This window comes from Streptomyces carminius (genome assembly GCF_002794255.1).
Classification (GTDB): Bacteria; Actinomycetota; Actinomycetes; order Streptomycetales; family Streptomycetaceae; genus Streptomyces; species Streptomyces carminius.
In genome coordinates this window covers 1-12,674 of sequence record NZ_PGGW01000056.1, presented here as the reverse complement: position 1 = coordinate 12,674, position 12,674 = coordinate 1, and the positions used below count along the sequence as shown (strand labels likewise).

At 74.2% G+C, this 12,674-nt stretch carries 12 protein-coding genes; 11 read left to right on the top strand and 1 reads right to left on the bottom strand.

Annotated elements, in window-relative coordinates; translation table 11 throughout:
• Window positions 1–171 precede the first annotated feature (171 nt).
• Window positions 172–1,413: a pyridoxal phosphate-dependent aminotransferase gene (locus CUT44_RS15815; protein WP_100202508.1), complete on the bottom strand. Its 1,242-nt coding sequence runs from the start codon at window positions 1,411–1,413 to the stop codon at window positions 172–174.
• Between the two features lie 114 nt (window positions 1,414–1,527).
• Here CUT44_RS15815 and CUT44_RS33145 point away from each other — a divergent pair, with 114 nt between their 5' ends.
• The 11 genes from CUT44_RS33145 to CUT44_RS15760 all read left to right on the top strand — a co-directional run bounded on the left by CUT44_RS33145 (window position 1,528) and on the right by CUT44_RS15760 (window position 11,796).
• A complete protein-coding gene (locus CUT44_RS33145) occupies window positions 1,528–1,791 on the top strand; it encodes a hypothetical protein (protein ID WP_158239616.1) in 264 nt (87 codons plus the stop codon).
• Window positions 1,792–2,035: 244 nt separating this feature from the next.
• The gene (locus CUT44_RS15805) at window positions 2,036–2,569 is read left to right on the top strand and encodes a DUF2617 family protein (RefSeq protein ID WP_100202507.1); all 534 of its coding nucleotides are present in this window, start codon (window positions 2,036–2,038) and stop codon (window positions 2,567–2,569) included.
• A 150-nt stretch (window positions 2,570–2,719) separates the two neighbouring features.
• Window positions 2,720–4,384: a polyamine aminopropyltransferase gene (locus CUT44_RS15800; protein WP_100202506.1), complete on the top strand. Its 1,665-nt coding sequence runs from the start codon at window positions 2,720–2,722 to the stop codon at window positions 4,382–4,384.
• Window positions 4,385–4,491: 107 nt separating this feature from the next.
• Complete coding sequence (locus CUT44_RS15795; protein ID WP_100202505.1) at window positions 4,492–5,634, top strand: SRPBCC family protein; 1,143 nt, start codon at window positions 4,492–4,494, stop codon at window positions 5,632–5,634.
• 116 nt (window positions 5,635–5,750) lie between these two features.
• Window positions 5,751–6,587, top strand: a complete 837-nt coding sequence (locus CUT44_RS15790) for an aldose epimerase family protein (RefSeq protein WP_100202504.1) — start codon at window positions 5,751–5,753, stop codon at window positions 6,585–6,587.
• A gap of 10 nt (window positions 6,588–6,597) precedes the next feature.
• Window positions 6,598–7,137, top strand: coding sequence for an orotate phosphoribosyltransferase (pyrE, locus tag CUT44_RS15785; protein WP_100202503.1), 540 nt, complete (start codon window positions 6,598–6,600; stop codon window positions 7,135–7,137).
• Window positions 7,138–7,363: 226 nt separating this feature from the next.
• Window positions 7,364–8,386, top strand: a complete 1,023-nt coding sequence (fbaA, locus tag CUT44_RS15780; protein WP_100202502.1) for a class II fructose-bisphosphate aldolase — start codon at window positions 7,364–7,366, stop codon at window positions 8,384–8,386.
• Between the two features lie 93 nt (window positions 8,387–8,479).
• Window positions 8,480–8,893: a DUF3151 domain-containing protein gene (locus tag CUT44_RS15775; RefSeq protein WP_100202554.1), complete on the top strand. Its 414-nt coding sequence runs from the start codon at window positions 8,480–8,482 to the stop codon at window positions 8,891–8,893.
• A gap of 89 nt (window positions 8,894–8,982) precedes the next feature.
• A complete protein-coding gene (locus CUT44_RS15770) occupies window positions 8,983–9,837 on the top strand; it encodes a tryptophan 2,3-dioxygenase family protein (protein ID WP_100202501.1) in 855 nt (284 codons plus the stop codon).
• On the top strand, window positions 9,830–11,053 hold the full coding sequence (gene kynU / locus CUT44_RS15765) for a kynureninase (RefSeq protein ID WP_100202500.1): 1,224 nt from the start codon (window positions 9,830–9,832) through the stop codon (window positions 11,051–11,053). Before CUT44_RS15770 ends, kynU begins: the two co-directional genes overlap by 8 nt.
• Entirely contained in the window at window positions 11,050–11,796 is a 747-nt protein-coding gene (locus CUT44_RS15760) for an alpha/beta hydrolase family protein (protein WP_100202499.1), read from the top strand. The genes kynU and CUT44_RS15760 overlap by 4 nt, the downstream gene beginning before the upstream one ends.
• Window positions 11,797–12,674 lie beyond the last annotated feature (878 nt).

The window sequence follows — 12,674 nt, the reverse complement described above, 5'->3', positions numbered from 1 at the left end:
CCCCGGGCGCGGACCGGTACGGCCGCCGCGCCCGGGGCCGGCGCGCGTCCGCGAGTGCGGACGCGCCGGTCGGCCGGCGCCGGATGACGCCCGGAACGGGCCGTTCCGGGTGCCGTCCCGCCCCAGGCGCCGTTCCGTGCCGCGCCCCTCACGGCCCCGGCTCCGCCGGTGTCAGGCGGCCCCGCCCCGCAGCCCGTCGTTCAGACGCCGTACCGCCTCCTCGAGAACTGCCTCGCGCTTGCAGAACGCGAAGCGCACGAAGTGCGCCCCCTCCGCCGCGTGGTCGTAGAAGACGACATTGGGCACCGCCACCACTCCGCAGCGCTCCGGCAGCGAACGGCAGAAGGCCATCCCGTCGCTCTCGCCCAGCGGCCGGATGTCGGTGGTCACGAAGTACGTGCCCGCCGGGCGGTGGACGGTGAGGCCCGCCGCCCGAAGGCCCGCGACCAGCAGGTCCCGCTTGGCGCGCAGGTCCTCGCGCAGCCCGCGGTAGTAGGCGTCCGGCAGGGCGAGCGCCTCGGCGACGGCGTACTGGAAGGGGCCCGCCGAGACGTAGGTCAGATACTGCTTGGCCGACCGCACCGCCGCCACCAGCTCCGGGGCGGCCGTCACCCAGCCGACCTTCCAGCCGGTGAAGGAGAAGGTCTTGCCGGCGCTGGAGATCGTCACCGTGCGCTCCCGCATCCCCGGCAGGGCGGCGATGGGGAGGTGCTCGCCCTCGTAGACCAGGTGCTCGTACACCTCGTCGGTGACCACCAGCAGGTCCCGTTCCACCGCCAACTCGGCGACGGCGGTCAGCTCGGCGCGGGTGAGGACGGTGCCGGTGGGGTTGTGCGGGGTGTTGAGGAGGAGCAGCCGGGTGCGGGGGGTGACGGCGTCCCGCAGCTCGTCCAGGTCCAGCCGGTAACGCGGCCCGCCGTCACCGCCGCCGTCACCGCCGCCGTCACCGCCGGCGGGGCCCGGTCGCAGGGTGACCGGCACCCGGGTGCCGCCCGCCATGGCGACGCACGCGGCGTAGGAGTCGTAGTACGGCTCCAGCGCGATCACCTCGTCGCCCGGCTCCACCAGGGCCAGCAGCGCCGCGGCGATCGCCTCGGTGGCCCCGGCGGTGACCAGGACCTCGGTGTCCGGATCGTACGACAGGCCGTGGAAGCGCCGCTGGTGCTCCGCGACGGCGGCACGCAGTTCCGGGATGCCGGGGCCGGGCGGGTACTGGTTGCCGCGGCCGTCGCGCAGGGCCCGTACGGCCGCCTCGCGGACCTCCTCGGGGCCGTCGGTGTCGGGAAAGCCCTGGCCGAGGTTGATCGCGCCGGTCGCCACGGCCAGCGCCGACATCTCGGCGAAGACGGTGGTGCCGAACTCGGCCAGGCGGCGGTTGAGCAGCGGGCGTCCGGTGGCGGTCATGGCGGCCATCCTCCGCCGAACCTCTGGAGTTCCTCAACTCCGCTTTGGCCCGTGCGGCCACCGGGCATCGTGGCCGCAAGCCCCGGAAGGGGAGCAGGGGAGTAGCGGAAAGGGGGGAGCGCCATGTCGGGCTCCGACATCATGGTTCTGGCTCTGGTCCTGGTGCTGGCACTGGCCGTGGTACTGCTGATCCTCAGGGGAGCCGGGGCGTCGAGGAGGCGGCGGCGCCGCGGTGGAGTGGCCGCCGAGGGCGGTCTCTGGGCCGGGCTGGTCACCGCGGACGGCGGCTCGGGCCACGACGGGGGCGGCTCGTCGTCCTGCGACGGCGGTGGTGGTGGCGGTGGCGGTGGCGGCTGCGGTGGGGGAGGCGGCTGCGGCGGCGCCTGACGCAATTCACCCGTACAGCGGTTGCAGGGCAACGGGGAGAACATCTGAACTGACAGGTCCCCTTTGGTATGGAAACCCGACGAAGCCCAGTAAAAACTCTGTGGGCGGCGGGCGTTCCATGGTTCGGTGACTGTGTAACGGGCCCCACGTGGGCACGAGCCGGCGTTACGACGACACCCTCCGGTCCCTCCTGGGCCGTCCGAGGGGCCGGCCCACTCTCACTGCGTGCTTGCGGAGCCGATCGATGCTCACCACTCTCAAGACCTCGTACACCGACACCCGAGCCGGCGACCTCGCCTGGGCGCTGGGGCGCGAGCCCCTGCCCGCCCTGGCGGAGCTGGACCTCGAACTCCCCCGCGCCCGTGTGCAGCTGAGGCTGCTCGGCGCCTCGCACCAGGTGCTGCTCCAGGACACGGACGGCACCGCCTGCTCGGAGACCGTGGCGTGCATTCCCGGCAGCCGGACACCGCTGCCGCTGGGGGTCTCCAAGCGGATCGACGACTGGGAGTACGCGTTCGCGGCGCGCGTCGAGACGCTTCCCGGCGGCTCCTTCGCGGGACGGGCCCAGGAACTGCTCGCGCTGGTCGCGGACCACCCCCACGGCCTGGCCGGGATCTTCCCCGGCGATCCGCACGCCTTCACCGCCATGCTGGTGCAGCGACTCGGCGGCCAGGTGCACTGGCGGACCTGGCACTCCTACCCGCGGGAGGGGCGCCTCGTCGTGACGCACACCAGGGTCGGGGCACGGGTGCGGGAGCCGGAGCGGGTGGGTGTGTAGGCCCGCTTCCGCCCGCGCGTTCGGCGCGCGCCGTGTGCGCCGTGCGTGCGGCGCGTGCGATCGGGCGAAGCGCCGTGCCGGTCTCCCGTGCGACCCGTTAACCCGTGTGAGTGACGAATCCTGCGGAAAGGGTCCCGTAGCGTTCTTGACGTGATCGAAACGACCGCTTCCGTGCCTGCGGGTTCACCGGAGTCCGCGCCGGAGCATGCTCCGGCGCGGCTGCCCGTGCCGGCCGGAGTCGGCCGGTTCCTCGTTCTCGCCGCGGTCTTCGTGTGCGCCGCCTGCGGGCTCGTCTATGAGCTCGAACTCGTCGCCATCGGCTCCTACCTGGCGGGCGACTCCGTGACCCAGACCTCCGTGGTGCTGTCGGTGATGGTCTTCGCCATGGGGCTGGGCTCGCTCCTGGCCAAACGGCTGCGCACCCGGGCGGCGGCCGGCTTCGCGCTGGTCGAGGCGGTGCTGGCGCTGGTCGGCGGCTCCTCGGCGATGGTGCTGTACGCGTGCTTCGCCTGGTTCGGCGGGACCGGGTTCCTGGTGATCGGCTTCTCCCTGGTCATCGGCGTGCTCATCGGCGCCGAGATGCCGCTGCTGATGACACTCATCCAGCGGATCCGGAAGCAGGACGCGGGCGGGGCGGTCGCCGACCTCTTCGCCGCGGACTACGTGGGCGCCCTCGTCGGCGGGCTCGCCTTCCCCTTCCTGCTGCTGCCGTTGCTGGGCCAGCTCTCGGGGGCGCTGGTGGTCGGGACGGTGAACGCCGTCGCGGGCGGCGCACTGGTGCTGTGGCTGTTCCACGACGACCTCTCCCGCCGCGCCCGCCGCGTCCTGCTGACCGCCAACGTCCTGGTGGTGGCGGTGCTGGTGACCGCCACCACCGTCGTCGAACCCTTCACGGCGGCCGCGCGGCGGGCGGTGTACGGCGGGGAGGTGCGGGTGGCGCTGAGCACCGGTGTCCAGGAGATCGTGCTCACCGGGAGCGACCGGCACGGCCGGGACGGACCGCCCGCGTTCGGCATGTTCCTCGACGGCCGGCTGCGGGTGTGCGGCGAGGACGAGCGGCGCTACCACGAGTCGCTGGTCCACCCGGCGATGGCGGCGGGTCCGCGCGAGCGCGTGCTGATCCTGGGCGGCGGCGACGGCCTCGCGCTGCGCGAGGTGCTGCGCCACCCGGGCGTGACCTCGGTGACCGTGGTGGAGATCGACCCCGGTGTCATCCGGCTGGGCCGCACCGACCCGGTGCTCAGCCGCCTCAACCGGCGGGCCTTCGGCGACCCGCGGGTGCGGGTCGAGGCCGCCGACGCCTTCGACTGGCTGCGCGCCTGGCCGCACTCCGGACGGCGGCCGTACGACGTGGTCGTCTCCGATCTGCCCGACCCCGGCATCCCGGCCACCGCCCGGCTGTACTCCCAGGAGTTCTTCGGGCTGGCGGGCCGGGTGCTCACCGCCCCGGGCCGGCTGGCGGTGCACGCGGGGCCGGCCGGCGGCCGTTCGCACGCCTACTGGACGGTGGAGAGCACGGTGCGGGCCGCGGGGCTGCGCACCACGCCCTACGTGGTGGACGGGCGGACCTCCGGCTCCACCACCGGCCCCGAACGTACGCGGTGGCGGGAGCGGAAGGACGACACGCGGTCCGGCCACTGGGGGTTCGTCCTGGCGGCGCGCGGCGTACGGCCACCGCTCGGCCTCGCCCCCGGCGGCCCCGCCCCGCACGCCGTCGACCGGGCGGACCTGGCGCGTGCCGCCGGACGCGCGGCGCGCGACCGCGTCACCGGACTGCCGCCCTCCACCCTGATGCACCCGCGCTACCGGGCGTGAAGCGCCTCGGCAGTCGCCCGGTGGGTGCCCGGCGGAGCGGCGCGCGGCATGCCGATGTCGGTGCGGACCGGGTACTGGTGCCGGGGGTACTGGGTAGGCTCCGCCTCATGGAGCATGAGGTGTACGTGCCGTTCGCCGCCGAAGCCGTCCGGGCGGCGCTCGCCGAGCCGGAGCGCGTCGCACGCTGTGTGTCCGGGTTCCAGCCCGATACCGCGGAGGCGGGCCCCGGGGGAGAAGTGGCTCTCCGGGGGCGGCTGAAGGTGCGGATCGGCGGCTCCAGCATCACCTACCGGGGAAGTCTGCGGCTGACCCGGGAGGAGGGCGGCGGAGCCGGCGAGGGGGACGGCGGCGGGACGTACACGGTCCGGGCCGAGGGCGGCGAGGCCCGGGGCGAGGGCTCGGTGGAACTGACCCTGACGGCGGCGACACGCCCGGCCGACGACGGCGAGGGCACGGTGCTCGTCTGCACGGCGGAGCTGCGCGGCGAGGGCCGGATCACGGAGTTCGAGGAGCGACAGCGGCACACGGCGGGCCGCCGTCTGCTGGACCGCTTCGGCGGCGAACTGGCGGCCGGCCTGGCCGCCGACCCGATCGGCCCGGGTACGGCGGCGGGCGCCGCCGGCACCGCCGCCGCGCCCGGCGGGATCGGTGAGCCCGACGACAACGAGCCGGTGATCCCGGGCATCCCCGCCCCCGAGACCCCCGCCTCCGCCGAGGCCCGGGACCGGGCCGCCGCCCGCGCCGGAGAGCCGGAGGAACCGGAGAAGTCCGGGGAGCCCCACGGGCCTTCGGCCGGGGCGCGGACGGAGAAGCCGGGGGACGAACGGCCCGGGGACGGCACGACGGACGGTACGGGGGAGACGGAGAAGGGGGTCTTCGAAGTCGAGATCCCCCCGCCGGCCCTGGAACCGGCGGGTGACGAGGAGTTCGACGGCGGCATCGGCGACGACCTCGCCGCCGGCGCCGGTGACGGTCTGGAGGATCTCGACGAGACCGACGGACTCGACGGCATCGAAGACCTGGACGAGGGGCCCCGGCACGCCGCCGAGGCCGCCCATGCCCGCCGGACGATGATCGGCCGCAGCGCCGAGGAGGTGGACCACGCGCCGCCGCGCGGCCGTTACGCACCCGTACCGCCGCCCCAGGACACCCCCTCGGCAGCCGCTGTACTGCGCTGGGCCGCCCCGGCGGCCGCGCTGGTGGTGGCCTCGGCGGTCGTCGTCGGCCGCGTGCTGCGCCGCCGCCGCTGACCGGCACTGCTGACCGGCACCGGCCGGCGGGCACCGTCGGTGCCGCCAACACGGCTCCGGGTGAACGCCGTTCGAGTACGCCGCGGTCTAGGGTCCTGGGTGTGGCTGCTCATGACATGAAGAACGACGCGGGGAGTGCCCCGGAGAACACGGTGCGCCTGCGGGCGGGCGACACCGAGGTGACCGTCGAGCCGGAGCGCGGCTGCCGGATCGCCTCGCTGCGCATCGGCGGCACGGAGGTGCTGAGGCAGGGCGAGCGGTTCGGCTCGTTCGTGATGGTGCCCTGGTGCGGGCGGATCCGGCAGGGCCGCCTCCACAGCGGCGGGGAGACGTACCAACTGCCCGTGGACTCGGGGGAGCACGCCATACACGGCACCGTGCGCCGCCGGGCATGGCGCACGGCCCGCAGCGACGAGCGCACCGCGGCCTTCTTCTGCGACCTCACCGAACCCTGGCCCTGGCCGGGCCGGGTCACCCAACTGGTGGAGCTGGCCGAGGACGGCGGCGGGCTCACCCTGACGCTGGGCGTGGAGACGTTCGGCGACTCCTTCCCCGCCCAGGCCGGCTGGCACCCCTGGTTCCTGCGCAACCTCGGCCGGGGCGGCAGGGACGTCACCCTGGACTTCGCCCCCGCCTGGCAGGAGGAGCGCGGCGCGGACCACGTTCCCACCGGCCGCCGCACCGACCCCGGGCCCGGCCCCTGGGACGACTGCTTCGGCATGCCGGAGGGGGTGGACGTGACCCTGACCTGGCCCGGCGAACTGGAGTTGAGGGTCACCAGCCGCTGCGAGTGGGTGGTCGTCTACAACGAACAGGCCGAGGCGGTCTGTGTGGAGCCGCAGACCGGCCCGCCCAACGGGCTCAACACCCACCCCCGGCTGGTCACGCCCATCGACCCGCTGGAGGCCACCACCACCTGGACCTGGCGCCGCCCCGACCAGGAGCTGTCCTAGGCTCGTCGCCATGAGCGACGCACGCGAGAAGCTGCTGCGGCAGATCAAGGACAAGGCCGTGGTCCACGGCAGGGTGACCCTCTCCTCCGGCAAGGAGGCCGACTACTACGTCGATCTGCGCCGGATCACCCTGGACGGCGAGGCCGCACCGCTGGTCGGCCAGGTGCTGCTCGACCTCACCGACGGACTGGAGTACGACGCGGTGGGCGGTCTGACCCTCGGCGCCGACCCGGTGGCCGCCGCGATGCTGCACGCCGCCGCCGCGCGCGGCCGGCGGCTGGACGCCTTCGTGGTCCGCAAGGCGGGCAAGGCACACGGTCTCCAGCGCCGGATCGAGGGCCCGGACGTGGCGGGCCGCCGGGTGCTGGCGGTCGAGGACACCTCCACCACGGGCGGCTCGGTGCTCACGGCGGTCGAGGCGCTGCGGGAGGCCGGGGCGGAGGTCGTGGGCGTCGCCGTCATCGTCGAGCGCGGTGCGGCCCCGGCGATCGAGAAGGCCGGGCTGCCGTACTACCAGGCGTACGGCCTGGCCGACCTGGGCCTGTCCTGACCGGCCCCGGCTACCGGCAACCGGAGGAGGGCCGGAAGCGTCACCGTTTCACGTGAAACGGTGACGCTGGGTAGGCCGGCCGGCGGTGCGGGGCCCGTCCCCGGCGGTGAACGGGTGCTGGGGTGGAGCAAGCCGCCCCGTCTGGGAGGATGGGGACGACGATGACGTCGTTCCGTTGACCCACACCGAGCCGAACAGCTTTCGCACACCATCAAGGAGCGGACAGATGCCCATCGCAACCCCCGAGGTCTACAACGAGATGCTCGACCGGGCGAAGGCAGGCAAGTTCGCCTACCCCGCCATCAACGTGACCTCGACGCAGACGCTGCACGCCGCGCTGCGCGGTTTCGCCGAGGCGGAGAGCGACGGCATCGTCCAGATCTCCACGGGTGGCGCCGAGTTCCTGGGCGGCCAGTACAACAAGGACATGGTGACCGGCGCGGTCGCGCTGGCCGAGTTCGCGCACATCGTCGCAGAGAAGTACCCGGTCAACATCGCCCTGCACACCGACCACTGCCCCAAGGGGAAGCTGGACGGCTATGTCCGCCCGCTGCTGGAGCTCTCCCGCAAGCGGGTGGAGGCGGGCATGGGTCCGCTCTTCCAGTCCCACATGTGGGACGGCTCGGCCGAGACCCTGGCCGACAACCTGGAGATCGGCCAGGAGCTGCTGGCCGCCGCCGCTGCCGCCAAGATCATCCTGGAGGTGGAGATCACCCCGACCGGCGGTGAGGAGGACGGCGTCAGCCACGAGATCAACGACGAGCTGTACACCACCGTCGACGACGCGATCCGCACCGCCGAGGCGCTGGGCCTGGGCGAGAAGGGCCGCTACCTGCTGGCCGCCTCCTTCGGCAACGTCCACGGCGTCTACAAGCCGGGCAACGTCGTCCTCCGTCCCGAGCTGCTCAAGGATCTCCAGGAGGGCGTGGCTGCCAAGTTCGGCAAGCAGAGCCCGTTCGACTTCGTCTTCCACGGCGGCTCCGGCTCCACCGAGCAGGAGATCGCCACCGCGCTGGAGAACGGCGTGGTGAAGATGAACCTCGACACCGACACCCAGTACGCGTTCACCCGTCCCGTGGCGGACCACATGTTCCGCAACTACGACGGTGTGCTGAAGGTGGACGGCGAGGTCGGCGACAAGAAGACCTACGACCCGCGCAGCTGGGGCAAGCTCGCAGAGGCGGGCATGGCCGCGCGCGTGCTCCAGGCGTGCGAGAACCTGCGCTCCACGGGCACCAGGATCAAGTAACGGGCACACACCCGCACCCCGGACGGGCCCGGCACCCGCATGGCGGAGGCCGGGCCCGTCCGCACCCGGGCCGGGACCGTGCAGACTGGGGGCATGGCCATTCACGAGAACCTGCTCGGGGGGCCTCCCCCGACCCATCTTCCCGACGACCCCGAGCCGCGCGAGCTGCTCGCCGCGGGCACCCCTCCCGCCGATGTCGCCGCGAAGCACCCGGCCTCCTCCCTGGCCTGGGCGCAGCTCGCCGACGACGCCTACACGGCCGGGCGCATGGTCGAGTCGTACGCCTACGCCCGCACCGGCTACCACCGGGGCCTGGACGCCCTGCGCCGCAGCGGCTGGAAGGGACACGGCCCGGTCCCCTTCGAACACGAGCCGAACCGGGGCTTCCTGCGCGCCCTGCACGCCCTGGCCCGGGCCGCCAAGGCCATCGGGGAGCAGGAGGAGTACGAGCGCTGCACCGCCTTCCTGAAGGAGAGCTCGCCCACCGCGGCGGCGACCCTCTCCTGACCGGTTCTTGCCGTCGCCGGGCCCCGAACCGATGATCTGCGGGTAAGGGCCCGGCGATCCCGGGCGAGCGCGCAAGGAGAACAGCCCTCATGACCTCACAGTCGCCGCAGCATCCGGAGACCGGCACCACCGGCCCGGAGGAACCCAACCTCGACTTCGCGGGCACCACCCCGTACGAGGACTACGTCAAGGCCGATGTCCTCACCCACCTCCAGCACCCGCTCTCCGACGACCCCGGAGAGATGGCCTTCCTGGTGACCACCCAGGTGATGGAACTGTGGTTCACCGTCATCGTCCACGAGTGGCACACCGCCTCCCGGGCGCTGCGCGCGGACGACCTGAACCGCGCACTGGCCGCACTGCGGCGCTCCACCTACGAGCTGACCTCGCTCAACGCCTCCTGGGAGCCGCTGGCCCACCTCACCCCGGCGCAGTTCAACTCCTACCGCTCCGCCCTCGGCGAGGGCTCGGGCTTCCAGTCCGCGATGTACCGGCGGATGGAGTTCCTGCTCGGCGAGAAGTCCGCCGCCATGCTCGTCCCGCACCGCGGCGCGCCGCGCGTGCACGCCGAACTGGAGAAGGCGCTGCACGAGCCGAGCCTGTACGACGAGGTGCTGGGCTACCTCGCCCGCCGCGGCGAGGACGTCCCCCGGCCGGTGCTGGAGCGGGACGTCTCCCTGCGCTACGAGCCCGACCCGGGGGTGGAGGCGGTCTGGGCGCGGATCTACTCCGGCGACCCCGGCAGCGACCTGCTGCGGCTGGGCGAGGCGCTGACCGAGGTGGCCGAACTCGTCTGGCGCTGGCGCAACGACCACCTGACGGCCACCCGCCGCGCCATGGGCGCCAAGCAGGGCACCGGCGGCTCCGCCGGGGTGGCCTGGCTGGAGAAGCGCGCCCGCAAGAACGTCTTCCCCGAACTGTGGACGGCCCGCAGCCATGTCTGAGAGCACCGAACCGCGCGACGAGGCGGCCGCGCTGGACGCCGCCGACGAACTGGCCGCCCGGCGCGCCGACTTCGTCCTGACCGACGAGAAGGACGAACCGGTCGTCTACCTCGACGGCAACTCCCTCGGCGCACTGCCCCGCACCGTGCCCGCCCGCCTCGCCGAGGTCGTGGAACACGAGTGGGGGCGGCTGCGCATCCGCTCCTGGACCGAGTCCGGCTGGTGGACCGCGCCCGAGCGTGTCGGCGACCGCATCGCCCCGATCATCGGCGCCGCGCCCGGCCAGGTCGTCGTCGGCGACTCCACCAGCGTCAACGTCCTCAAGGCGGTGGTCGCCGCGATCCGCCTCGCCCGCGAGGACAACCCGGCCCGCACCGACCTGCTGGTGGACGAGGCCACCTTCCCCACCGACGGCTACCTCGCCGTCTCCGCCGCCCGGCTGACCGGCGCCGCGGTGCGCGCGCTGCCCGCCGAGGGGCTGCCGGGCTCGGTGGGGCCGCGTACCGCCGCCGTCCTGGCCAACCACGTCGACTACCGCACCGGCGAACTGCACGACCTGCCCGGCATCACCGCCGCCGCCCACGAGGCCGGCGCGTACACGGTGTGGGACCTGTGCCACAGCGCGGGCGCCCTGCCGGTCGGGCTGGACGAGCACGGTGTGGACCTGGCCGTCGGCTGCACCTACAAGTACCTCAACGGCGGCCCCGGCGCCCCCGCCTACCTCTACGTCCGCCACGACCTCCAGCCGCGCTTCGACTCCCCGCTGCCCGGCTGGAACTCGCACGCCGACCCGTTCGCCATGGCCCCGGAGTACGAACCCGCCGACGGCGCCGTACGCGGCCGGGTCGGGACGCCGGACATCCTGTCCATGCTGGCGCTGGAGGAGGCGCTGAAGGTCTGGGACGGAGTGGACATCGCGGCGGTACGCGCCAAGAGCCTGGCGCTGACGGACTTCTTCCTGTGCCGCGTGGACCACTACGCGCCCGCCGGGCGGCTGGAGTGCCTCACCCCCCTGGAGCACGACAGGCGCGGCAGCCAGGTCGCGCTGCGCTGCGCGGACGCGGGCGCGGTCATGGACGCGCTGGTGGAGCGGGGCGTGGTGGGCGACTATCGCCGCCCGGACGTGCTGCGTTTCGGCTTCACCCCGCTGTACACGTCCTTCGCCGACACCGAGCGCGCCGCCCGCGTCCTGGGCGAGGTGCTGGGGGAGCGGTGAGCCGGGACGCCGGCGCCGCTGAGGAGGCGGCACTGCTGGGCCTGGCCCCGGTGCCGCCACCCGCCACCGAGCGGTACGGGCCCCGCCCCTCCCAGGTGATCGACCTGTACGGGCCCGGGGAGGGGTCCGGCGCGCCCCTGGTGGCCGTCCTGCACGGCGGGTTCTGGCGCGAGGCGTACGACCGCGCCCACCTCTCCCCGCTCGCCGCCGCGCTGGCGGACGGGCACGGTCTGGGGGTGGCGCTGGTGGAGTACCGGCGGGTGGGCGGGGGTGGTGGCTGGCCGGGCACCTTCGAGGACGTCGAACGCGCACTGGCCCGTCTGGCCCGGCTCGGGGAGGTGCGGGCGCTGGTGGGGCACTCGGCGGGCGGCCACCTCGCCCTGTGGGCGGCGGCGCGTGGTCTTGTGCGGGGGACGGTCGTCGCCGTCGCCCCGGTCGCCGACCTCGGCCGCGCCCACGAACTGGGGCTGAGCGGCGGCGCGGTGGTGGAGCTGCTGGGTGGCCCGGAGTGGGTGACGGCCCGGCTGCGGGAGGCCGACCCGGTACGGCTGCCGCCGCCCGACCCCGCCGCGGTCACCGTACGGCTCCTGCACGGCACCGAGGACGCGGACGTGCCCGTCGAACTGTCCCGCCGCTACGCCGCCGCCACCGGCGCCCACCTGACCGAACTGCCCGGCACCGGCCACTACGCGCCCGTCACCCCAGGCACGGGCGCCTTCGCCCGGTTGAGGTGTGCCCTCTGACGAGGGGTGCGGGTTCCGTGGGTGCGGGGTGCGGGGTGCGGGTGCGGGTGCGGGTTGGGTGGGTGGTGGGGTCGGGGCCGGTCCGGGGCGGCCATTCCGGACGGTACGATTTACGGCCGTTGCCGTCCCACGTGTCGTGAACCACTCATTGGCCGCAAATCGTACTTGAGTGTCCGGAACGGCCGCCCCTCCCCGTCCCCTCCCCGCCGTCGCCGGGTGCGCCATCGCCGTGCCTGCGGTCCTCCACCCCCGCCGGTTCGCGCACGTCGGGTGACGCCCCGCCCCGCGGCCGCACTGCCGGCCACTCGCCCCCGCACGTGAGGGCGGCCAGGACGTGCCGCTGCCGCGAGGCCGGCCGCCCGGCCGTTCACCCGCGCGTGGGAGGGCGGCCGGGGCGTACCTCCGGTCGGTGGGGTGCCGGTTGTTCGGCGGGGCCGTGGGGGTGGCCGGGGCGCTGCCCGCCCCCGGTGTGCAGGGGTGTACTCCCTGGTGGGACCGGGGTGGCCTGCGGGTGCGTCCGGAGCCGGGGCCGGTCCGTATCGGCTCCGGGCGGCCCTGTCGGGAGTGGGTTCGGTCCGGGGTGCGCGGCAGGCGGAGGAGGACATCCCGGGGACGGGTCCGGGGCTGCCTCTCCCGGGGGCGGGTTCGGCCCGGGGCTGTGGGGGGTGTGGTCGGAGGAGCACCCCGGGAGTGGGCCTGGTCTGGAGCGCAGGCACGGCGGTGGTGCACCCGGCGACGGCGGGGAGGGGACGGGGAGGGGCGGCCGTTCCGGACACTCAAGCGTTATTTGCGGCCAATGAGTGGGTGACAGAACGTGACACGATCACGGCCGTAAATAATGCCGTCCGGAATGGTCGCCCCGGACCGGCCCCGACCCC